Source organism: Streptococcus sp. KHUD_016 (assembly GCF_051106465.1).
Classification (GTDB): Bacteria; Bacillota; Bacilli; order Lactobacillales; family Streptococcaceae; genus Streptococcus.
Genome location: NZ_CP193663.1, coordinates 1,083,215 through 1,103,961, shown reverse-complemented (window position 1 = coordinate 1,103,961; position 20,747 = coordinate 1,083,215). Strand labels below are relative to the sequence as shown.

Genomic DNA, 20,747 nt, shown 5'->3' with positions numbered 1-20,747 from the left:
ATTTGACAAAAACTGTACTTTGATTTATAATTAATCAAGGAAACGTCGGAAAAAGGCGTAGGGATGCGTAAGCATAGGTAGGTCATTACAAAAGAAACGAGACATCGATATGTTAAATGAATTTCCAATTTTTGATTACGAAGATATTCAGTTGATCCCAAATAAATGTGTCATTAAAAGTCGTGCAGAAGCAGATACGAGTGTCACACTTGGAAATCACACTTTCAAACTACCTGTTGTGCCAGCAAATATGCAGACGATTTTGGATGAGAACGTAGCAGAGCAACTGGCTAAAGGTGGCTACTTTTACATTATGCATCGTTTTGATGAGGCTGGGCGCATTCCTTTTATCAAACGCATGCACGATCAAGGGCTCATTGCTTCTATTTCAGTCGGTGTCAAGGATTACGAGTATGATTTTGTTAGCCAACTCAAGGCTGATGCTCCTGAGTATATCACGATTGACATTGCTCACGGTCATGCGGATAGCGTGATTTCTATGATTCAACACATCAAGAAAGAATTAGCAGATACTTTTGTTATTGCGGGTAACGTTGGGACGCCAGAAGCTGTGCGTGAATTGGAAAATGCTGGTGCGGATGCTACTAAGGTTGGAATCGGTCCTGGTAAGGTTTGTATCACAAAGGTAAAGACAGGTTTTGGTACAGGTGGCTGGCAGTTGGCTGCCCTACGCTGGTGTGCTAAGGCTGCGCGTAAACCGATCATCGCTGATGGTGGCATTCGTACTCATGGCGATATTGCTAAGTCTATCCGTTTCGGTGCCAGCATGGTCATGATTGGTTCCCTTTTTGCAGGACACATCGAAAGTCCAGGGAAGACAATCGAAGTCGATGGTGAACAATTCAAAGAATACTATGGTTCAGCTTCTCAATACCAAAAGGGAGCCTATAAAAATGTGGAAGGCAAACGAATTTTGCTTCCTGCCAAAGGGCATTTGCAAGACACCCTTACTGAGATGGAACAGGACTTGCAAAGTGCTATCTCTTATGCGGGTGGACGCAAGGTTGCTGACCTCAAACACGTTGATTATGTTATCGTGAAAAACTCTATCTGGAACGGGGATGCTTCACACTAATGGACGCTTAGTCCACCCATAAAAAACTTGTTATTAGAGCAAATTTCTGTTATAATAAGACAAGTTTCCACCCTTAGTGTAATGGATATCACGTAAGATTCCGGTTCTTGAGATGGGGGTTCGATTCCCTCAGGGTGGATGTAAATAGCCTAAGAAAGCCTTAAATAAGGCTTTTTTCTTTATCACGCCCCGAGTTTGCCCCTAAAAATGAAAAGTTTGTTCTAAAAAATGCTCAATTCCCCTCTAGTCCCGTTTTAAAGTGACTCAGGGGGCTTTTTTTGATATAATAAGAAGGACTGTGATCAGTTAGAAAGAGGTTGGTATGAAAGAATTACAAACTGTACTGAAAGATCGTTTTGCAATCGAATTTGCAGACAAAAACTTACTGGAAACGGCCTTTACTCATACGAGTTATGCCAATGAGCACCGCCTCTTAAAAATTTCACACAATGAGCGCTTGGAATTTTTAGGAGACGCTGTTCTGCAGTTATTGATTTCAGAATATCTGTATAAAAAATATCCTAAGAAACCGGAGGGAGATTTGTCTAAACTCCGTGCTATGATTGTCCGTGAGGAGAGTTTGGCTGGTTTTGCGCGTGATTGCCAGTTTGATCAGTTTATCAAGCTAGGAAAAGGGGAAGAAAAGTCTGGTGGGCGCAATCGTGACACCATTCTTGGCGATGCCTTTGAAGCCTTTCTGGGAGCGTTGCTTTTGGACAAGGATGTTGCTAGAGTAAAAGAATTTATCTATCAAGTCATGATCCCCAAGGTTGAAGCAGGTGACTTTGAAATGATTAAGGATTACAAGACGCACCTGCAAGAGTTGCTCCAGGTCAATGGAGATGTGGATATTCGCTACCAGGTGACCTCTGAGATGGGGCCTGCCCATGACAAGGTTTTTGATGTAGAAGTTCTGGTTGAGGGCAAAAGTATCGGAAAAGGTCAAGGCCGTTCTAAAAAATTGGCAGAACAAGAGGCCGCCAAAAATGCAGTTGTGAAAGGGCTGGATTCATGTATTTAAAGGAGATTGAGATTCAGGGATTCAAGTCCTTTGCTGACAAGACCAAGGTCGTCTTTGACCAAGGTGTGACAGCTGTCGTTGGGCCCAATGGTTCTGGGAAGTCAAATATCACAGAAAGTCTGCGATGGGCCTTGGGTGAGTCCAGTGTCAAGAGTCTTCGTGGTGGCAAGATGCCCGACGTTATTTTTGCTGGAACTGAAAGTCGCAAACCACTTAATTATGCCTCTGTTATCGTGACCTTGGACAATGAAGATGGCTTTATCAAGGATGCAGGGCAAGTTATTAAGGTAGAACGGCATATCTACCGTAGTGGAGATAGCGAGTATCGAATTGATGGCAAGAAAGTTCGCTTGCGTGATATTCATGACCTCTTCTTAGATACCGGTTTGGGACGGGATTCCTTCTCTATCATTTCCCAAGGGAAGGTTGAGGAGATTTTTAATTCCAAGCCAGAGGAACGCCGAGCTATTTTTGAAGAAGCTGCTGGAGTTTTAAAATACAAGACTCGTCGAAAAGAAACAGAAAGCAAACTGCAACAAACTCAGGACAATCTCGACCGCTTAGAGGACATTATCTATGAGTTGGACAATCAAATCAAGCCCCTTGCAAAACAAGCCGAGAATGCTCGCAAGTTTCTCGACTTGGATGGTCAACGCAAGGCGATTTACTTGGATGTATTGGTTGCCCAAATCAAGGAAAATAAGACTGAACTAGAGCTGACAGAAGAAGAGCTAACGCAGGTTCAGGAACTTTTGACTAGCTATTACCAAAAGCGTGAAGAGTTAGAAGAGGAAAATCAAACTCTTAAAAAGAAACGCCAAGATCTCCAAGCTCAAATGTCCAAAGACCAAGGAAGTTTGATGGATCTGACGAAGCTGATAAGTGATTTAGAACGAAAATTAGCCTTATCAAAACTGGAGTCCGAGCAGGTAGCCCTCAATCAACAAGAGGCACAAGTCCGTTTGGCGACTCTGGAAGATAAGAGAAAGGCTCTAAGTAAGGAAAAGGCTGAAAAAGAAGAGAATCTGGAACAGTTAGAGGAAACTCTAGCTGAAAATAACAAGGAACTCAATCGTCTAGAAGCGGAGTTGTTGGCTTTTTCAGATGATCCTGACCAGATGATTGAACTCTTGCGTGAACGTTTTGTGGCGCTTTTACAAGAAGAAGCGGATGTCTCAAACCAGCTGACCCGCATCGAGAATGAGTTGGAAAACAGCCGTCAGCTGTCTCAAAAACAAGCTGATCAACTTGAGAAACTGAAAGAACAACTGGCTACAGCTAAAGAAAAGGCCAGTCAACAGCAGGCTGAGCTTGAAACTGCCAAGGAGCAGGTTCAGAAATTATTGGCTGACTACCAAGCTAGTGCCAAGGAGCAAGAGGAGCAGAAAGTTTCTTTCCAAGCCCAGCAGAGCCAACTCTTTGACCGTCTGGACAGTCTCAAAAATAAGCAGGCTAGAGCCCAGAGTTTGGAAAACATCCTAAGAAATCATAGTAATTTTTATGCGGGTGTTAAGAGTGTTCTTCAAGAAAAAGCCCGTCTTGGTGGGATCATTGGTGCAGTCAGTGAACATTTGACCTTTGATGTGCATTATCAAACTGCCCTAGAAATTGCGCTTGGAGCTAGCAGTCAGCATATCATTGTAGAAGATGAAAACGCGGCAACTAGGGCGATTGATTTCCTCAAACGTAATAGAGCTGGTCGTGCAACCTTTCTTCCTTTGACAACGATCAAGGCGCGTACGATTTCTAGTCAGAATCAGGATGCTATCGCCTCAAGTCCAGGATTTCTGGGTATGGCAGATGAGTTGGTGTCGTTTGATAAGAGATTAGAAGCCATTTTCAAAAACTTGCTTGCTACAACGGCTATCTTTGACACCGTAGAACATGCGCGTGCAGCTGCTCGCCAAGTTCGTTACCAGGTTCGTATGGTGACACTGGATGGGACAGAGTTGCGCACAGGTGGTTCCTACGCGGGTGGTGCCAATCGTCAAAATAACAGTATCTTCATCAAGCCAGAGCTGGAACAATTACAAAAAGAAATTGCTGAAGAAGAAGCTAGTCTGCGTTCAGAAGAAGCGAGTTTGAAGACCTTGCAAGATGAGATGGCGGTATTGGCAGAAAGATTAGAAGCCATCAAATCTCAGGGTGAGCAAGCTCGTATTCAGGAGCAAGGCTTGTACCTTGCTTATCAACAAACCAATCAGCAGGTCGAAGAACTGGAAACGCTTTGGAAACTTCAAGAAGAGGAATTAAATCGCCTATCTGAAGGAGATTGGCAAGCGGACAAGGAAAAATGCCAAGAGCGCCTTGCTACTATCGCCAGTGAAAAGCAAAATCTGGAAGCTGAGATTGAAGAAATTAAGTCTAACAAAAACGCCATTCAAGAACGTTATCAAAACTTGCAGGAACAGATTTCTCAAGCGCGCTTGCTTAAGTCAGAACTGCAAGGACAAAAGCGGTATGAAGTGACTGATATTGCACGCTTAGGCAAGGAACTGGATAATCTGAATATCGAGCAAGAGGAAATCCAGCGCCTCCTTCAAGAAAAGGTTGATAATCTTGAGAAAGTGGATACGGATCTGCTAAGCCAGCAGGTGGAAGAGGCCAAAACTCAGAAAGCCAATCTTCAACAAGGTCTGATTCGCAAGCAGTTTGAGTTGGATGATATTGAAGGTCAACTGGATGATATTGCCAGCCATTTGGACCAGGCTCGCCAGCAGAACGAGGAGTGGATTCGCAAACAAACACGTGCTGAAGCTAAGAAAGAAAAGGTCAGCGAACGCTTGCGCTATCTTCAAGCTCAATTAACAGACCAGTACCAGATCAGCTACACAGAGGCACTAGAAAAGGCTCATGAACTGGAAAATCTCAATCTGGCGGAGCAAGAGGTTAAAGATCTTGAGAAAGCTATTCGCTCGCTGGGTCCTGTCAACTTAGACGCTATTGACCAGTACGAAGAAGTTCACAACCGTCTGGACTTCCTCAATAGCCAACGAGATGATATTTTGTCTGCGAAAAATCTACTCCTTGAGACCATCGCAGAGATGAATGATGAGGTTAAGGAACGCTTCAAATCAACCTTTGAGGCTATTCGTGAGTCCTTTAAAGTGACCTTTAGACAGATGTTTGGCGGTGGTCAGGCAGACTTGATATTGACTGAGGGCGATCTTTTAACAGCTGGTGTGGAGATTTCTGTTCAACCACCAGGTAAGAAAATCCAATCTCTCAACCTCATGAGTGGTGGCGAGAAAGCCCTATCAGCTCTGGCTCTGCTCTTCTCAATCATCCGAGTTAAGACCATTCCTTTCGTCATCTTGGATGAGGTAGAGGCGGCGCTGGACGAAGCCAATGTCAAACGTTTTGGGGATTACCTTAACCGCTTTGACAAGGATAGTCAGTTTATCGTCGTGACTCACCGTAAAGGAACCATGGCGGCAGCGGATTCTATCTATGGAGTTACCATGCAAGAATCAGGTGTGTCTAAGATTGTTTCGGTTAAGTTAAAAGATTTAGAAGAAACAGTAGACTAGTTACTAAATGATAGCATCTCTTAGGAGGTGCTATTTTTAAAACTAAAGTGCTACATTTTCTCTTAAGGTCAGTTCAGGCGCAAAAAACGACATTTGGGATTTCCTCTTAGCGAAAAGACTTTCTCTATGATATAATAGTTTCATGATTACAACAGTACCTATTAAGAACGAAAAAGATATTGCAGTACCAGGTAATACAGTCCTTGTACTAGGTTATTTTGATGGCATCCACAAGGGGCATCAGAAACTCTTTGAAGTAGCCAGTAAGGCTTCGATGAAGGATTATCTGCCAGTTGTCGTGATGACCTTTACAGAATCGCCAAAACTTGCCTTACAACCTTACCAACCTGAACTCATGCTTCACATCGTCAATCATGAGGAACGAGAGCACAAGATGAAGTGGCACGGAGTAGAGGCTCTTTTCCTACTTGACTTTAGTAGCAAATTTGCTAGTCTAACGGGTCAAGAATTCTTTGATACCTATGTTCGAGCTTTAAAACCAGCGATTATTGTAGCAGGATTTGACTATACCTTTGGCTCAGATAAGAAAACTGCGGATGACCTGAAGGACTATTTTGATGGAGAGATCATCATTGTTCCTCCAGTTGAGGATGAAAAGGGCAAGATTAGTTCTACACGGATTCGTCAGGCAATTCTTGATGGAGATGTAAAGGAAGTCAAGCATCTGCTCGGCACTCCGCTCCCATCTCGTGGAATGGTCGTTCATGGAAATGCTCGTGGGCGGACTATTGGTTATCCAACAGCCAATCTGGTCCTAAGAGACCGAACTTACATGCCAGCGGACGGTGTTTACGTAGTCGATATCGAAGTGCAACGTCAGAGATATCGTGGCATGGCAAGTGTTGGGAAAAATGTTACTTTCGATGGAGAAGAACCACGTTTTGAAGTCAATATTTTCGACTTTTCAGACGATATTTACGGTGAGACAGTCATGGTCTACTGGCTGGACCGTGTTCGCGATATGGTCAAATTTGACTCCATAGAAGAACTCGTAGACCAACTCCAGAAAGACGAAGAGATTGCTCGGAACTGGAAGGATGGAGAGTAGAAGAGTTAAAAAAGTGAACCATATTATGGGTTTGCTTTTTTATTTTTGAAAGAAATTTTTATAGAGAGAAACATAATTGAAGCTTGATTGAAAATCTGTTAAAATAGTGATATTCATAACTTTAAAAATCAAAGAAAAGAGACTAATATGATTACAGGCGAATTCAATATTCCAAGTGGTGAAATTATCTTTACTCCTGAAGAATTGGATCATCAGGTCTCTTATGTATCTGATGATGCCTTTAACTTGAAATTGGATACAATTTTTGATGAATACGACGATGTTTTCAAAGCTTTGTTGGAAAGATGACAGTCTATTTAACAGAAAAGCAAATTGAAAAAAATGATAAGCTATTCTAAATGGGTTTCTGAACATTCTGTCAGAGAAAAGAACAAAAAGTAAGCTAGTTTGTTAGATTGAAATGAGTATAAGAAAAAAATGAAGAGACAATATTGGAATTCTGTAATACAGAAATTCTGATATTGTCTCTTTTTATTGAAATACGCGATAAACATAAGGATTTTCTGGTTTGTCTACTTTTGTGAAACTCTCAACTTCCAGTGTTGGGAGTTTTTGTTTGAGTTCTTTATGGTAGTGGAGGGTCAGGGTTCCTCTAGCGGTAATCCAGGTATTGTCAGGATACTGGCGTGAGTTTCCCTTGGTCAGGAGTCCATATACACCAGAGTCTGCGATACAGTGGATAATCCCAAAGCGAAAGAGGAATTGGCTATCTGGATGGCTAGGATCGTTATAAACAAAGCCTGTAAACTCGATTTTCTTTCCTTCAAACTCCTGAGGATAGTCATAGAGAACTTCCATGACCTCCATATAGTTTTCATCTGTAACCTGAATGGTTGACTGGGAGAGGTATTTATCAGCTGTAGACCACATTTCCTTTTCATAAGCAGATTTGGAAAAATAGGTGCTGGTATCGGGTTTGAGGTATTGACTGGATGTTCCTTCGCTTGCCTGAATGGCTGTGTTGATTCCCTCAGCAAGTGGGAAATGATAACCTTTGGCAGATACAGTTCTCGAGTCCAAACTTACGGTCGGAAAGGCAACCCCAATCAAGAGAGGTAGAGACAGTAAAAGGACGCTGATTTGTCTAGCTCGACGACTTTCCAAATGGCTGTGAGAGTTGATTTTCTTGATCCAGATATAGAATTGGACCAGAGCCAACAGAAGAGAAAGGATCATGGAGATATAGACTAGATAGGAATAGTGGAGGTTGATGTAGTGACTGAGCTTGCCAGATAGCTGCAGATACAGAGTTAGAGCAAAATAACCCAGTAAAATGAAAAATCGGATCATAGCATCACTCCTATCATGTAAGAATAAAGCAAGACAAACACTGTCACGATGCCCATGAATTGCAAGATGAAGCGCGCTTTGAGATAGTGTTTCATCATGAGGAGATTTTTGATATCAAGCATGGGGCCAATGACCAGAAAGGCAAGGACTGGCGCTAGGCCGAAGCTCGAGAGGAGAGAAGCGCCGATAAAGGCGTCCGCCTCGCTACAAAGAGAGAGGAGAAAGGCTAGAAACATGAGCAAGAGAATCGCAAGGACTGGACTAGCACTGATAGAGGTCAAGATCCGAGTCGGGACATAGACCTGCACGATAGCCGCAAAGAGACAGCCAAAGACCAAGTAACGCCCCATATCGAAAAACTCATCAATAGCTTGTATAAAGATCTGAAACACTTTTCTAGCGGGACCCAAGTGTGAAAAGTCATGTTCATGGCAAGCGATAGGATTCTCTTTTTGAATGGGTTCCTTCCAGAAAAATCCTAGGAAAATCCCCAGAATCAAAGCAATCACAATAGCTCCCAGAGCTCGCAAGAAGGCAAGTTTTATTGAATTGCCAAAGGCAGAATATGTGGCGAAAAGAACGATAGGATTGATGATGGGAGCAGTCACCAGAAAAGGAACCGCTGTGTAGCTGGGCACTTTCTTTTCCAGAAAACGATTGATAATCGGAACGATACCACATTCGCAAGAAGGAAAGAGAAAGCCAATGAAGGTACCAAAAAAGATCCTCCCCCAACGATTGCGAGGGAGAAACTCATAAACTTTATCAGGTGTGATATAGACCTCAATCAATCCCGAAATGAGACTCCCAATCAAGACAAAAGGAAGGGCTTCAATCATGATGGAGAGAAAAATAGCTCCCGCTTGTAATACACTAGGAGGAAGAGATTGGAAAATCGTCATCTATTTTTTCTTCTCAACTTTTTCTTTTTTATCTTTGTCATCTGGAAAAGTGACCTGTGTTAAGTCAGGAAGTTTGGCGAATTCTTCAAACATCTTGTCCAAGTCATCCGTTTTTGTAAATTTAACAGCCATGGGCCTACCTCTTTTCTACATTCTACCTCTATTATACTATTATTTTGTGGAAAAGGGATTATTTTGATAATCAAAGATGCAAAAACAGGTAAGGCAAAACAAGAACTGTTCCTTATGGTATAATAGATTCATGGATAAAAAATATGAAAAAATCTCCCAAGATTTGGGTGTAACCTTAAAGCAAATCGATACTGTTCTAAGTTTGACGGCTGAGGGGGCGACAATTCCCTTCATCGCGCGTTATCGCAAGGACATGACTGGTAGTCTGGATGAGGTGGCGATTAAGGCTATTATCGACTTGGATAAAAGTCTGACAAATCTCAATGACCGTAAGGAAGCTGTCTTGGCTAAGATTCAAGAACAAGGCAAGCTGACCAAGGAATTGGAAGCAGCTATTTTGGCAGCTGAGAAATTAGCAGACGTAGAAGAACTCTATCTTCCTTATAAGGAAAAACGTCGGACCAAGGCAACCATTGCCCGTGAAGCTGGACTCTTTCCTCTTGCTCGCTTGATTTTGCAAAACGTAGATGGCTTAGAGAAAGAAGCTGAGAAGTTTGTCTGTGAAGGATTTGCGACTGGTCAAGAAGCCTTGGCTGGTGCGGTTGATATCTTGGTCGAAGCCTTATCGGAAGATGTGACTTTGCGTTCACTGACCTATCAAGAAGTGTTGAGACACTCTAAAATCACTTCGCAAGTCAAGGATGAAAGCCTTGATGAAAAACAAGTTTTTCAGATTTACTATGATTTTTCAGAGACAGTTGGCAACATGCAGGGTTATCGTACCTTGGCTCTCAATCGTGGGGAGAAACTAGGTGTCTTAAAAGTCGGCTTCGAACATGCGACAGACCGTATCTTATCATTCTTTGCTGCTCGTTTCAAGGTGAGAAACGCCTATATTGATGAAGTGGTTCAACAGTCAGTTAAGAAAAAGGTCTTGCCGGCTATCGAGCGGCGCATTCGGACAGAGTTAACCGAAAAGGCAGAAGAAGGGGCTATCCAACTCTTTTCTGACAACTTGCGAAATCTCCTCTTGGTTGCTCCACTGAAAGGGCGCGTGGTTCTAGGCTTTGACCCTGCTTTTCGTACAGGTGCCAAGCTTGCTGTCGTAGATGCAACAGGGAAAATGCTGACGACTCAAGTCATTTATCCTGTTAAACCAGCTTCAGCTCGTCAGATTGAAGAAGCCAAGAAAGATTTGGCAGATTTGATTGGACAGTATGGCGTGGAAATTATTGCTATCGGAAATGGAACGGCCAGCCGGGAAAGCGAAGCCTTTGTGGCGGAAGTTCTGAAAGATTTTCCAGAAGTGAGCTATGTTATCGTCAATGAAAGTGGTGCTTCTGTCTACTCTGCCAGTGAACTTGCTCGTCAGGAGTTTCCAGAATTAACTGTTGAAAAACGCTCTGCTATTTCTATCGCTCGTCGTTTGCAAGATCCGCTTGCCGAATTGGTCAAAATTGATCCCAAGTCAATCGGTGTCGGGCAATACCAGCACGATGTCAGTCAGAAGAAACTGTCTGAAAGTCTGGACTTTGTCGTTGATACGGTGGTTAACCAGGTCGGTGTCAATGTCAATACAGCCAGCCCAGCACTTCTCTCCCATGTAGCTGGACTCAATAAAACTATCTCTGAAAATATCGTTAAATACCGTGAAGAAGAAGGAAAAATCACTTCACGCTCTCAAATTAAGAAAGTTCCTCGTCTCGGTGCCAAAGCCTTTGAGCAAGCTGCTGGTTTCCTCCGTATTCCTGAAAGTAGCAATATCCTTGATAATACAGGAGTTCATCCAGAGAACTATGCTGCCGTCAAAGAGCTTTTCAAACGCTTGGATATCAAAGACTTGAATGAAGAGGCACAAAGTAAGCTTAAGTCCCTTTCAGTTAAGGAGATGGCACAGGAACTGAATCTCGGCCCAGAAACCCTTAAAGATATCATTGCCGACCTTCTTAAACCAGGTCGAGATTTCCGGGACTCCTTTGATGCACCTGTGCTTCGCCAAGATGTCTTGGATATCAAGGATTTAAAAGTCGGCCAGAAGCTGGAAGGTGTGGTGCGTAATGTCGTTGATTTCGGTGCCTTCGTTGATATTGGGATTCACGAGGATGGCTTGATTCATATTTCCCACATGAGTCGCAAATTTATCAAACATCCCAGCCAAGTGGTTTCAGTCGGAGATTTGGTAACGGTTTGGGTTAAGAAAATCGATACCGAACGTGAAAAAGTCAATCTGTCGCTCCTTGCTCCAGATGAATCTAACTGAGTACGTTCAGTCTGTTTCACTCGAAGACTTTGGTAGACCTTTCACGCACCAAGCTCAGTGGAATTCTCGTCTGCGAACGACAGGCGGGCGATTTTTCCCTAAAGATGGGCATTTGGATTTTAATCCCAAGGTCTATAATGAACTTGGTTTGAAGGTTTTTCGAAAAATCGTACGCCATGAACTCTGTCACTATCACCTTTATTTTCAGAAAAAGGGTTATCGACATAAGGACCGAGATTTTAAAGAACTTTTGAAAGAAGTGGATGGACTGCGCTTTGTTCCCCATTTGAAAGACCAAAGTAATTTCCTGGTCTATCAGTGCCAATACTGCCAGCAACGCTATCAACGCAAGAGGAAGGTTGATACAAAACGCTATCGCTGTGGCGTCTGCCGTGGCAAACTCGTCATCTTAAATCGGCCTAAGGACTGATGTTTGTGAACCTGTTTCATGCTATACTACTTGTAAGAATACCGAAAGAGGAAACAATCATGAATACAAAATTTTATAAAATGAGACGAAATCGTATGGTGTCAGGAGTTTTAGCTGGTCTATCAGACAAGTGGAATTTTGATGTAACCCTAGTCCGCTTTCTCTTCGCCATTTTTACCGTGGCAAATTTTGGAATTGGTGTGATTATTTACATCATCCTTGCCTCTATCTTACCAACCAAGGAAGACATAGAAGCCGAAATGTACGGAACAGGACCACGCAAACGTAAGGATGCTGAGGCCATTTATGACAATGATGGACGGTTTTGGTGAGTCGGATTTGGAAATAGTTTATAGATGATTTCCTTGTTTCTTGAAGAAATTAGAAAAAGTAGTGAATCCTAACCCTTGCATCCGCAAGGGTTTTCTTCTTGCCTTTCTTTTATGGTAAAATATTGATAGCGAAATTGCTTGATATTCTTCAATCTTACAAAAATGTAAGATTAAAGTCTCTTTTGTAAGGTTAGGTTATGGCAAGCCATCTTTTTTTGCGATAAACTAGACTCATAAAGAATAAAGGAGCAAAACCATGAAAAGAATTTTACAAAAGAAAACAAGAAAACCAAGTCAAAAAGATATCGAGCGTGTTCAACTGGGATGCGCTATGATGCAAGCACAGTTTCAAATGATGGGATATTAAGAAGGAGAAAATCATGACACTTTTAGATGTAAAACACGTTCAAAAAATCTACAAAACACGTTTCCAAGGAAACCAAGTCGAAGCACTCAAAGATATTCACTTTACCGTAGAAAAGGGTGACTACGTTGCCATCATGGGTGAGTCTGGTTCAGGAAAGTCAACCCTGCTCAACATCCTAGCTATGCTGGATAAACCAACTCGAGGCCAGGTTTACCTAAACGGAACAGACACAGCCACTATTAAAAATTCACAGGCTTCGAGTTTCCGTCGTGAGAAGTTGGGATTTGTCTTCCAAGACTTTAACTTGCTAGATACCTTGTCTGTTAAGGATAATATCTTGCTTCCGTTAGTTCTATCACGAAAACCTATTACGGAGATGATGAAAAAATTGGTGGTGACTGCTGAGAATCTAGGTATCAACCAATTGCAAGAGAAGTACCCTTACGAGATATCAGGTGGTCAAAAGCAGCGGGTAGCAGTAGCACGCGCCATCATCACAGAACCTGAAATTCTCCTTGCGGATGAGCCAACAGGAGCTCTTGACTCCAAGTCATCTGCAGCATTACTCGATGTTTTTGATGAAATCAATGAACGCGGCCAAACCATTCTGATGGTAACTCACTCAACGGCAGCAGCCAGCAGGGCCAAGCGCGTTCTCTTTATCAAAGACGGCATTCTTTACAACCAAATCTACCGCGGAGACAAGACAGAGCGTCAGATGTTCCAGGAAATCTCTGATACTTTGACTGTTATGGCAAGCGAGGTGAATTAGTATGTTCCGATTAACCAATAAGTTAGCGGTATCCAACTTAATCAAAAACCGCAAACTCTACTATCCCTTTGCTTTAGCTGTTCTCTTAGCAGTGACCATCACCTATCTCTTTTACTCACTGTCACTTAACCCTAATATTGGCAAGATCCGAGGGGGAGAAACTATCTCTATGACCTTGGCTCTCGGTATGGTAGTTGTTACCATCGCTTCTGGAATTATTGTACTTTATGCCAATAGTTTTGTCATGAAGAACCGCTCCAAGGAGCTGGGTGTATATGGTATGCTGGGGCTTGAAAAGCGCCATTTGATCAGTATGGTTTTTAAGGAGCTTCTTATTTTTGGTTCCTTAACCTTGACAGCTGGTCTCGGCCTAGGAGCTCTCTTTGATAAGCTAATCTTTGCCCTTCTTCTGAAGCTGATGAAAATGAAAGTGGAGCTCGTTTCGACTTTCCAACCAATTGTCTTCATCCTAGTTCTCATTGTCTTTGGAGCTATCTTCCTAGGTCTAATTTTTATCAATGCCTTTCGCATCGCACGCATGAATGCCCTTCAGCTCTCTCGTGAAAAAGCCAGTGGTGAGAAAAAAGGACGTTTCTTAGGTTCCCAAACCATTCTAGGTCTGATTAGTTTGGGAGCGGGTTACTATCTAGCAGTAACAGTCGAAAACCCACTTTCTGCTGTTCTGATTTTCTTCGTAGCAGTTTTGTTAGTAATTTTGGGAACTTATCTTCTCTTCAATGCAGGGATTACAGTTTTCTTACAAATCTTAAAGAAAAACAAGCGTTATTATTACCAACCCAACAACATGATTTCCGTATCCAATCTCATTTTCCGTATGAAGAAAAATGCGGTTGGTCTGGCGACGATTGCTATTCTCTCAACCATGGTCTTAGTGACTATGTCTGCTGCAACAAGTATCTTTAAGGCATCAGAAAACTTCAAGAAGGTCATGAATCCACATGATTTTGGGATTACAGGACAGAATGTTGAAAAAGAAGATATCGAAAAACTCTTGAGCCAGTATGCTAGTGAAAAAGGATTGACTGTCACAAAGAAAGAAGTCCTTACATACAGTAACTTTGGTGTGGCAAATCAAGAAGGTACGAAATTGACAATTTTTGAGAAAGGTCAAAATCGTGTTCAACCGAAAACTATTTTTATGGTCTTTGACCAAAAAGACTATGAGAATATGACAGGACAGAAACTTGCACTTTCAGGTAAGGAAGTTGGATTGTTTGCTCAAAACAAGCAACTTCAAGGTCAAAAAGAACTGACTCTGAATGACCAGACCTACACGATCAAAGAAGAAATCAAAAAAGATTTTATTCTTGAACATGTCCCAAATCAGTACAATATTCTAACTTCGGATTATAACTATTTGGTTGTTCCTGACTTGAAAGCCTTTCTTGACCAGCATCCTAATTCTTCCATCTTTAATCAATACTATGGTGGTATGAATGTAACGGCTAGTGAGGAAGAGCAGCTTAAAATTGCAGATGACTATTCAAAATTCGTTAACAACTTTAATAGAGAACTAAACAAAGAAGGAAGCTATGTTTACGGAAGCAATCTGGCTGATAGTAGTGCGCAGATGAGTGCTCTCTTTGGTGGAGTTTTCTTCATCGGTATCTTCCTCTCTATCATCTTTATGGTGGGAACGGTTCTTGTCATCTACTACAAACAAATCTCTGAAGGCTATGAAGATCGTGAACGCTTTATCATTTTGCAAAAAGTCGGTCTCGATCAAAAGCAAATCAAGCAAACCATCAATAAACAGGTCCTAACTGTTTTCTTCCTCCCATTGCTCTTTGCCTTCCTACACCTTGCCTTTGCCTATCATATGCTTAGCCTCATCCTAAAAGTAATTGGGGTGCTAGATGCGACCATGATGTTGACTGTCACTTTATCCATCTGTGCTATCTTCCTCATTGTCTATGTCTTAATCTTTATGATTACCTCAAGAAGCTATCGCAAGATTGTGCAAATGTAAAAAAGATACCTCGATGTTTATCGAGGTATTTCTTTTATCTTAAATGCTGAAGAGTTGTCCAAACAGGTAAGTCACTGCCATGGTTAGAAGTCCGATACAGAGGTTACGGATCATAGCTGTTTTCGTAGGTGCCTTGCCCAGTTTAGCACTGGTATAGCCAGTGACGAGAAGGGAAAGGGCCACGATAAAGACAGTAGCAGGAATGCGATAGTCACTTGGAAAGACAGTGATTGAAAGCATAGGCGGAAGGCTACCCAGTACAAAGGCGATAAAGCTAGAAATAGCAGCATGCCAAGGATTGGTAAACTCTTCGTACTCGATTCCATACTTTTCTTCTACCAAGGCTTTGAGTGGATTTTTTAAAAAGGCCTTGTTGGTCAAAAGTTGGGCGGACGTTTCACACTCACCATTTTGAAGGTAAGCAGCATAGAGGGATTGTTTTGCAGATTCGATGTCCTTATTCAAGAGTAATTGCTCTCTAGCGACAGCGGCTTCTTCCGTATCTTTCTGAGTGGATACAGAGACATATTCGCCGCCTGCCATAGAAAAAGCACCAGCAAGGATAGCGGCCAATCCTGATAAAAAGATAATCCAGATATTGCTTGTCGCACTGGCAACACCGATAACGACTCCAGCAATGGAAATAATTCCATCATTGGCTCCTAGAACACCTGCGCGTAGGATATTGAGTCGGCCTGCAAAGTTAGCATCAATTTCATGTTTTATTTCTGTCATAGTCATCTCCTTTCTCTCCATTATAGAGAAAAGGGTAGGGGAATACAAACTTTTTAAACTATCTGAAAAAAGTTCTACGATTCTAATTTTTAAGCCCTTTTCGACTTTACCGAAAAAGCACGGCAATACAGTTGCCAATCCTACTGTACAAGTCCTTTTTTAGCTTATCTATGGTATAATAGAAGGTAGATTTATCAATTGGAGTATGAAGGATTTTATGATTAAACTTGTAGCAACCGATATGGATGGAACCTTTCTAGACGGAGAGGGTCGGTTTGATATGGAACGCCTCAAAAACGTACTTGTTTCCTACAAGGAAAAGGGGATTTATTTTGCGGTGGCCTCGGGTCGCGGTATCTTGTCTTTGAAAAAGCTATTTGCGGATGTGCGTGACGAAGTGATTTTTATAGCTGAAAATGGGAGTTATGTTGAGTTTCATGGCGAGGATATGTACGAGGCAACTATGTCTCGCGACTTTTACTTGAGTACTTTTGAAGCTTTAAAGAAATCACCCTATTTTGATGAAAGAAAAATGCTTCTGACAGGGAAAAAAGCTTGTTATGTATTGGAAACAGTGGATGAAACCTATCTAAAGTTAAGTAGTCACTACAATGAGAACATTCAAAAAGTAGCGAGTCTGGAAGCTATCACGGATGAGATTTTTAAATTCACCACGAACTTCACAGAAGATACGATAGAAGCTGGTGAGGCCTGGGTCAACGAAAATGTTCCTGGTGTGAAAGCCATGACAACAGGTTTTGAATCCATCGATATTGTCTTGGACTATGTCGATAAAGGAGTGGCTATTGTTGAGCTAGCCAAAAAACTGGGGCTTAGCATGGATCAGGTCATGGCTTTTGGCGATAATCTCAATGACCTTCACATGATGCAGGTCGTCGGGCATCCAATCGCTCCTGAAAACGCGCGACCAGAGATTTTAGAATTAGCAGAGACGGTGATTGGCCACCATAAGGATCAGTCAGTGATGGCTTATATGGAGGGCTTGTAATGGCAGATATTAAATTGATTGCATTGGACTTGGATGGCACCTTGCTGACAACGGATAAGAAGCTAACAGATCGTACCAAGGCGGTCCTCAAAGCTGCGCGTGATCGTGGCATCAAGGTCGTACTGACAACAGGGCGTCCTTTGAAGGCTATGGATTTCTTTCTCCATGAGCTAGGGACTGACGGCCAGGAGGACGAGTATACCATCACTTTTAATGGAGGGCTTGTTCAGAAAAATACGGGAGAGATTCTCGATAAAACAGTCTTTTCAATCGACGATGTGGCACGCTTGTACGAGGAAACTGAAAAACTAGGTTTGCCGTTAGATGCCATTTCAGAAGGAACAGTCTACCAAATCCAGTCGGACCAAGAAAGTCTCTATGCCAAGTTTAACCCAGCCCTGACTTTCGTGCCAGTCGCTTTTGAAGAGCTATCTAGTCAGATGACGTATAATAAATGCGTGACTGCCTTTGCCCAAGAACCCTTGGATGCAGCGATTCAACAGATTTCTCCAGAATTGTTTGACCAATATGAAATCTTCAAATCGCGTGAACTCTTATTGGAATGGTCACCGAAAAATGTCCACAAGGCAACAGGCTTAGCGAAATTAATTAAACACCTAGGAATCGATCAAAGTCAAGTCATGGCTTGTGGGGACGAGGCCAATGACCTTTCTATGATAGAGTGGGCAGGTCTGGGAGTTGCCATGCAAAATGCAGTTCCTGCAGTTAAAGAAGTTGCCAATGTCATTACCCCCATGACCAACGACGAGGAAGCCGTTGCTTGGGCTATCGAAGAATACGTGCTAAAGGAGAATTAGAATATGGGATTATTTGACCGTTTATTCGGGAAAAAAGAAGAGCCGAAAATCGAAGATATTGTAAAAGAAGCTCTGGAAAATCTTGATTTGTCAGAAGAGGTTGAAGAAAATCAAACGGCAATCGAAGAAACAAGTCAGGAAGAGACAGCAAGGGAAAAAGTAGAAGAAACACTTGCTCAAGAAGAACTTCCTCAGATCTCGACAGAAGAAGTGATTGAGCCAGAAGCAGTCGAGGAAATGGCTCAAGAAGATCTTGAGCTAGAATCTGATGAATTGGAACAATTCCAAGAGTCGGAAGAAATTCTAGAAGAAGAGAACCCAAAAATTGTAGAGTTCGAAGAAGATCTAGCTTCTGAAGTAGTAGAAGAATATCCACAAGTTGAAGAAACGGTTCAGGAAAAATATGACCGCAGTCTTAAGAAAACGCGTACAGGATTCGGAGCACGCTTGAATGCCTTCTTTGCCAACTTCCGTTCTGTCGATGAAGACTTTTTTGAGGAATTAGAAGAACTGCTCATCATGAGTGACGTCGGTGTGCAAGTCGCTTCGAACCTAACAGAAGAGCTTCGCTATGAAGCCAAATTAGAAAATGCTAAGAAACCTGACTCACTCCGCCGTGTCATTATCGAGAAATTGGTTGAGCTCTACGAAAAGGATGGCAACTACGATGAACAAATCCATTTCCAAGATGGTTTGACAGTTATGCTCTTTGTTGGTGTTAACGGTGTTGGGAAAACAACTTCTATTGGGAAATTAGCTCATCGCTACAAACAAGCTGGTAAGAAAGTTATGCTGGTTGCTGCGGATACCTTCCGTGCTGGTGCCGTTGCCCAGCTAGCAGAATGGGGACGTCGTGTGGATGTTCCTGTTGTAACGGGGCCTGAAAAAGCGGATCCAGCAAGTGTGGTCTTTGATGGGATGGAACGTGCCGTAGCAGAAGGAATGGATATTCTCATGATTGATACAGCAGGTCGTCTGCAAAACAAGGACAACCTCATGGCAGAGTTGGAAAAGATTGGTCGCATCATCAAGCGTGTCCTTCCAGAAGCACCACATGAAACCTTCCTAGCACTCGATGCGTCAACTGGACAAAACGCCTTGGTACAGGCTAAAGAATTTTCGAAAATTACCCCTGTGACAGGAATTGTATTGACCAAGATTGATGGAACTGCCCGTGGTGGTGTTGTACTAGCTATTCGAGAAGAACTCAATATCCCTGTAAAATTGATTGGTTTCGGTGAAAAAATCGATGATATCGGGGAATTTAACTCAGAAAACTTTATGAAGGGTCTCTTAGAAGGCTTGATTTAATACAAAATAAATATCCTGCAAGTCAATCTTGCAGGATATTTTTGCTATTCTAAACGGCCATCTTCACGATAGGCGATATCGGGTTGCCAAGTCCATTTTGCTCCAAACTTCTCTAGTAAGTCAAAGCTTGCTTGTGGTCCCATGCTTCCGGACTTGTAGTCGTGGAGCGGAACTTCATTTTGAGCCCAGAGCTTTTCGATACGGTCAATCAATTTCCAAGAAGCACTTACCTCATCCCAGTGGCTAAAGTTAGTTGAATCGTTATTCAATACATCGTAGATTAGCTTTTCATAAGGATCTGGTGAAGCACCTGTTGCAGTCGCATCAGTTCTGTAGTCAAGCGAATTAGGTGCAAGTTTGAACTCTTCTCCAACTTCCTTACCGTTGAGGCTGAGAGAGAATCCCTCTGTTGGTTGGATATAGATGGTCAAGATATTTGGTGCTAATGGTTCTCCAAAGATAGAGTCCATTTGCTTAAAGACGATATTAACGTGAGTCCCTTTTTCAGTCAGACGTTTCCCTGTTCGGAAGAAGAAAGGAACGCCACGGAAACGTTCGCTGTCTACAAAGAAAGCACCAGAGGCAAAGGTTTCTGTTGTAGATTCAGGATCGACATTTGGCTCGCTACGATAGGAAATGTATTTCATGCCATCGATTTTACCAGAGCGGTACTGACCACGGATAAACTGTTCTTTCAATTCTTCCTCAGTTGGATGATAGAGGTTTTTAAAGACCTTTATCTTTTCAGCGCGAATCTCATCCTTTGTAAAGCTAGCTGGTTTATCCATGGCTAGAAGAGAGAGGAGTTGAAGAGTATGGTTTTGCACCATATCACGAAGGGCACCAGATTGATCATAGTAGCCACCGCGTTCTTCAACACCCAAGCGCTCTGCAAAGGTAATCTGAACATTATCGATGTGTTCGCGATTCCAAACATTCTCAAAGATCATGTTGGCAAAACGAACAGCAAAGATACTCTGAATCATCTCTTTACCTAGGTAATGGTCGATACGGTAGATTTGCTCCTCATCAAAGGCCGCAAGGAGATCTTCATTGAGTATGCTAGCTGTTTCGTAGTCTGTACCAAATGGTTTCTCAACGATCAAGCGCTCAAAACCTTTGCCATCAACAATGTTTTCAGATTTGAGGTGCTTGGCAATGGTTCCAAAGAACTGAGGCGCCATAGACAAGAAGAAGAGCTTATTGTGTTCAGCTTGGTATTTTTCATTCAGCTCAGCTTGTAATTGGCGCAAAGCAATGTAATGTTCAGTATCATTCACATCATGGCTTTGATAGTAGAAGTGGCTGGCAAATTCTTGGGCTTGCTCGGTACTATCTGCCAAATCAAGGATGGACTCTACAACTACAGATTCAAAATATTCCTTACTCCAAGGTCTACGAGCTGTTCCGATAACAGCAAAATGCTCAGAGAGATTGCCTGATTTATAGAGTCTGAAAAGGGAAGGGTAGAGTTTGCGTTTGGCTAAATCTCCACTCGCACCGAAAATTGTAACAATAACCTTTGATGACATCTAGCTACCTAATTTCTATATTTTTTCCTAGTTGGACTAGGGATGAGATTTCCTCATTATCATAGTTTTTATTTTATCATAATTTTCAAAAAAAACAAAAAATCCAATACGCAATTAAAAAACTGTAAGG

Annotated in this window: 18 protein-coding genes and 1 tRNA gene; 14 read left to right on the top strand and 5 right to left on the bottom strand. The window is 42.3% G+C overall.

All coding sequences use genetic code 11. The annotated features are described in order from the left end of the window. The first annotated feature begins 109 nt into the window (after positions 1–109). The 6 genes from ACORHV_RS05160 (at position 110) to ACORHV_RS05135 (ending at position 7,025) form a co-directional block, all read left to right on the top strand. The gene (locus ACORHV_RS05160) at positions 110–1,096 is read left to right on the top strand and encodes a GMP reductase (RefSeq protein ID WP_434397656.1); all 987 of its coding nucleotides are present in this window, start codon (positions 110–112) and stop codon (positions 1,094–1,096) included. Positions 1,097–1,163: 67 nt separating this feature from the next. Further along, positions 1,164–1,235: transfer RNA gene (locus ACORHV_RS05155), tRNA-Arg, on the top strand. 183 nt (positions 1,236–1,418) lie between these two features. Further along, positions 1,419–2,117, top strand: coding sequence for a ribonuclease III (gene rnc / locus ACORHV_RS05150; RefSeq protein WP_434397654.1), 699 nt, complete (start codon positions 1,419–1,421; stop codon positions 2,115–2,117). Further along, positions 2,108–5,647 carry a chromosome segregation protein SMC gene (gene smc / locus ACORHV_RS05145; RefSeq protein ID WP_434397652.1) on the top strand — a complete coding sequence of 1,180 codons (3,540 nt, stop codon included), beginning with the start codon at positions 2,108–2,110 and terminating at the stop codon, positions 5,645–5,647. Before rnc ends, smc begins: the two co-directional genes overlap by 10 nt. A 142-nt stretch (positions 5,648–5,789) precedes the next feature. After that, positions 5,790–6,716 (top strand): bifunctional riboflavin kinase/FAD synthetase, encoded by a 927-nt coding sequence (locus ACORHV_RS05140; RefSeq protein WP_000633651.1) that lies wholly within the window; start codon positions 5,790–5,792, stop codon positions 6,714–6,716. A 147-nt stretch (positions 6,717–6,863) separates the two neighbouring features. Then, on the top strand, positions 6,864–7,025 hold the full coding sequence (locus ACORHV_RS05135; protein WP_000627735.1) for a hypothetical protein: 162 nt from the start codon (positions 6,864–6,866) through the stop codon (positions 7,023–7,025). A 183-nt stretch (positions 7,026–7,208) separates the two neighbouring features. Here ACORHV_RS05135 and ACORHV_RS05130 read toward each other — a convergent pair whose 3' ends face one another. Genes ACORHV_RS05130 through ACORHV_RS05120 form a run of 3 tightly spaced genes read right to left on the bottom strand, consistent with a single transcriptional unit; the run spans position 7,209 to position 9,061 of the window. Further along, on the bottom strand, positions 7,209–8,027 hold the full coding sequence (locus tag ACORHV_RS05130; RefSeq protein ID WP_434397649.1) for a TIGR03943 family putative permease subunit: 819 nt from the start codon (positions 8,025–8,027) through the stop codon (positions 7,209–7,211). Beyond that, entirely contained in the window at positions 8,024–8,929 is a 906-nt protein-coding gene (locus ACORHV_RS05125) for a permease (protein ID WP_000151877.1), read from the bottom strand. The genes ACORHV_RS05130 and ACORHV_RS05125 overlap by 4 nt, the downstream gene beginning before the upstream one ends. Continuing rightward, positions 8,930–9,061: an SPJ_0845 family protein gene (locus tag ACORHV_RS05120; RefSeq protein WP_000268696.1), complete on the bottom strand. Its 132-nt coding sequence runs from the start codon at positions 9,059–9,061 to the stop codon at positions 8,930–8,932. 130 nt (positions 9,062–9,191) lie between these two features. Here ACORHV_RS05120 and ACORHV_RS05115 point away from each other — a divergent pair, with 130 nt between their 5' ends. The 5 genes from ACORHV_RS05115 to ACORHV_RS05095 all read left to right on the top strand — a co-directional run bounded on the left by ACORHV_RS05115 (position 9,192) and on the right by ACORHV_RS05095 (position 15,212). Continuing rightward, entirely contained in the window at positions 9,192–11,321 is a 2,130-nt protein-coding gene (locus tag ACORHV_RS05115) for a Tex family protein (protein ID WP_000359111.1), read from the top strand. Beyond that, positions 11,308–11,751 (top strand): SprT family protein, encoded by a 444-nt coding sequence (locus tag ACORHV_RS05110; RefSeq protein ID WP_434399037.1) that lies wholly within the window; start codon positions 11,308–11,310, stop codon positions 11,749–11,751. Before ACORHV_RS05115 ends, ACORHV_RS05110 begins: the two co-directional genes overlap by 14 nt. A 59-nt stretch (positions 11,752–11,810) precedes the next feature. After that, positions 11,811–12,083 carry a PspC domain-containing protein gene (locus ACORHV_RS05105; protein WP_434397647.1) on the top strand — a complete coding sequence of 91 codons (273 nt, stop codon included), beginning with the start codon at positions 11,811–11,813 and terminating at the stop codon, positions 12,081–12,083. Positions 12,084–12,463: 380 nt separating this feature from the next. Next, the gene (locus ACORHV_RS05100; protein WP_000173369.1) at positions 12,464–13,222 is read left to right on the top strand and encodes an ABC transporter ATP-binding protein; all 759 of its coding nucleotides are present in this window, start codon (positions 12,464–12,466) and stop codon (positions 13,220–13,222) included. A gap of 1 nt (position 13,223) precedes the next feature. Then, a complete protein-coding gene (locus ACORHV_RS05095; protein WP_434397644.1) occupies positions 13,224–15,212 on the top strand; it encodes an FtsX-like permease family protein in 1,989 nt (662 codons plus the stop codon). 39 nt (positions 15,213–15,251) lie between these two features. On the opposite strand, the gene ACORHV_RS05090 is transcribed toward ACORHV_RS05095, so the two are convergent. Next, complete coding sequence (locus tag ACORHV_RS05090) at positions 15,252–15,947, bottom strand: VIT1/CCC1 transporter family protein (RefSeq protein WP_434397642.1); 696 nt, start codon at positions 15,945–15,947, stop codon at positions 15,252–15,254. Between the two features lie 217 nt (positions 15,948–16,164). Between ACORHV_RS05090 and ACORHV_RS05085 the strand changes: the two genes are divergently transcribed. Genes ACORHV_RS05085 through ftsY form a run of 3 tightly spaced genes read left to right on the top strand, consistent with a single transcriptional unit; the run spans position 16,165 to position 19,085 of the window. Continuing rightward, positions 16,165–16,956: a Cof-type HAD-IIB family hydrolase gene (locus ACORHV_RS05085; protein WP_434397640.1), complete on the top strand. Its 792-nt coding sequence runs from the start codon at positions 16,165–16,167 to the stop codon at positions 16,954–16,956. Continuing rightward, positions 16,956–17,774, top strand: coding sequence for a Cof-type HAD-IIB family hydrolase (locus ACORHV_RS05080; RefSeq protein ID WP_434397638.1), 819 nt, complete (start codon positions 16,956–16,958; stop codon positions 17,772–17,774). The genes ACORHV_RS05085 and ACORHV_RS05080 overlap by 1 nt, the downstream gene beginning before the upstream one ends. A 3-nt stretch (positions 17,775–17,777) precedes the next feature. Continuing rightward, positions 17,778–19,085, top strand: a complete 1,308-nt coding sequence (ftsY, locus tag ACORHV_RS05075; protein WP_434397636.1) for a signal recognition particle-docking protein FtsY — start codon at positions 17,778–17,780, stop codon at positions 19,083–19,085. A gap of 44 nt (positions 19,086–19,129) precedes the next feature. Here the strand turns inward: ftsY and zwf are convergent, their stop codons facing one another. Further along, positions 19,130–20,617 (bottom strand): glucose-6-phosphate dehydrogenase, encoded by a 1,488-nt coding sequence (zwf, locus tag ACORHV_RS05070; RefSeq protein WP_434397634.1) that lies wholly within the window; start codon positions 20,615–20,617, stop codon positions 19,130–19,132. Between the last annotated feature and the right edge of the window lie 130 nt (positions 20,618–20,747).

What these genes read in the sequence shown, in the direction of transcription:
- ACORHV_RS05160 (WP_434397656.1), top strand. Translation starts at nt 110, where the DNA reads ATGTTAAATGAATTTCCAATTTTTGATTACGAAGATATTCAGTTGATC.
- rnc (WP_434397654.1), top strand. Translation starts at nt 1,419, where the DNA reads ATGAAAGAATTACAAACTGTACTGAAAGATCGTTTTGCAATCGAATTT.
- smc (WP_434397652.1), top strand. Translation starts at nt 2,108, where the DNA reads ATGTATTTAAAGGAGATTGAGATTCAGGGATTCAAGTCCTTTGCTGAC.
- ACORHV_RS05140 (WP_000633651.1), top strand. Translation starts at nt 5,790, where the DNA reads ATGATTACAACAGTACCTATTAAGAACGAAAAAGATATTGCAGTACCA.
- ACORHV_RS05135 (WP_000627735.1), top strand. Translation starts at nt 6,864, where the DNA reads ATGATTACAGGCGAATTCAATATTCCAAGTGGTGAAATTATCTTTACT.
- ACORHV_RS05130 (WP_434397649.1), bottom strand. Translation starts at nt 8,027, where the DNA reads ATGATCCGATTTTTCATTTTACTGGGTTATTTTGCTCTAACTCTGTAT.
- ACORHV_RS05125 (WP_000151877.1), bottom strand. Translation starts at nt 8,929, where the DNA reads ATGACGATTTTCCAATCTCTTCCTCCTAGTGTATTACAAGCGGGAGCT.
- ACORHV_RS05120 (WP_000268696.1), bottom strand. Translation starts at nt 9,061, where the DNA reads ATGGCTGTTAAATTTACAAAAACGGATGACTTGGACAAGATGTTTGAA.
- ACORHV_RS05115 (WP_000359111.1), top strand. Translation starts at nt 9,192, where the DNA reads ATGGATAAAAAATATGAAAAAATCTCCCAAGATTTGGGTGTAACCTTA.
- ACORHV_RS05110 (WP_434399037.1), top strand. Translation starts at nt 11,308, where the DNA reads ATGAATCTAACTGAGTACGTTCAGTCTGTTTCACTCGAAGACTTTGGT.
- ACORHV_RS05105 (WP_434397647.1), top strand. Translation starts at nt 11,811, where the DNA reads ATGAATACAAAATTTTATAAAATGAGACGAAATCGTATGGTGTCAGGA.
- ACORHV_RS05100 (WP_000173369.1), top strand. Translation starts at nt 12,464, where the DNA reads ATGACACTTTTAGATGTAAAACACGTTCAAAAAATCTACAAAACACGT.
- ACORHV_RS05095 (WP_434397644.1), top strand. Translation starts at nt 13,224, where the DNA reads ATGTTCCGATTAACCAATAAGTTAGCGGTATCCAACTTAATCAAAAAC.
- ACORHV_RS05090 (WP_434397642.1), bottom strand. Translation starts at nt 15,947, where the DNA reads ATGACAGAAATAAAACATGAAATTGATGCTAACTTTGCAGGCCGACTC.
- ACORHV_RS05085 (WP_434397640.1), top strand. Translation starts at nt 16,165, where the DNA reads ATGATTAAACTTGTAGCAACCGATATGGATGGAACCTTTCTAGACGGA.
- ACORHV_RS05080 (WP_434397638.1), top strand. Translation starts at nt 16,956, where the DNA reads ATGGCAGATATTAAATTGATTGCATTGGACTTGGATGGCACCTTGCTG.
- ftsY (WP_434397636.1), top strand. Translation starts at nt 17,778, where the DNA reads ATGGGATTATTTGACCGTTTATTCGGGAAAAAAGAAGAGCCGAAAATC.
- zwf (WP_434397634.1), bottom strand. Translation starts at nt 20,617, where the DNA reads ATGTCATCAAAGGTTATTGTTACAATTTTCGGTGCGAGTGGAGATTTA.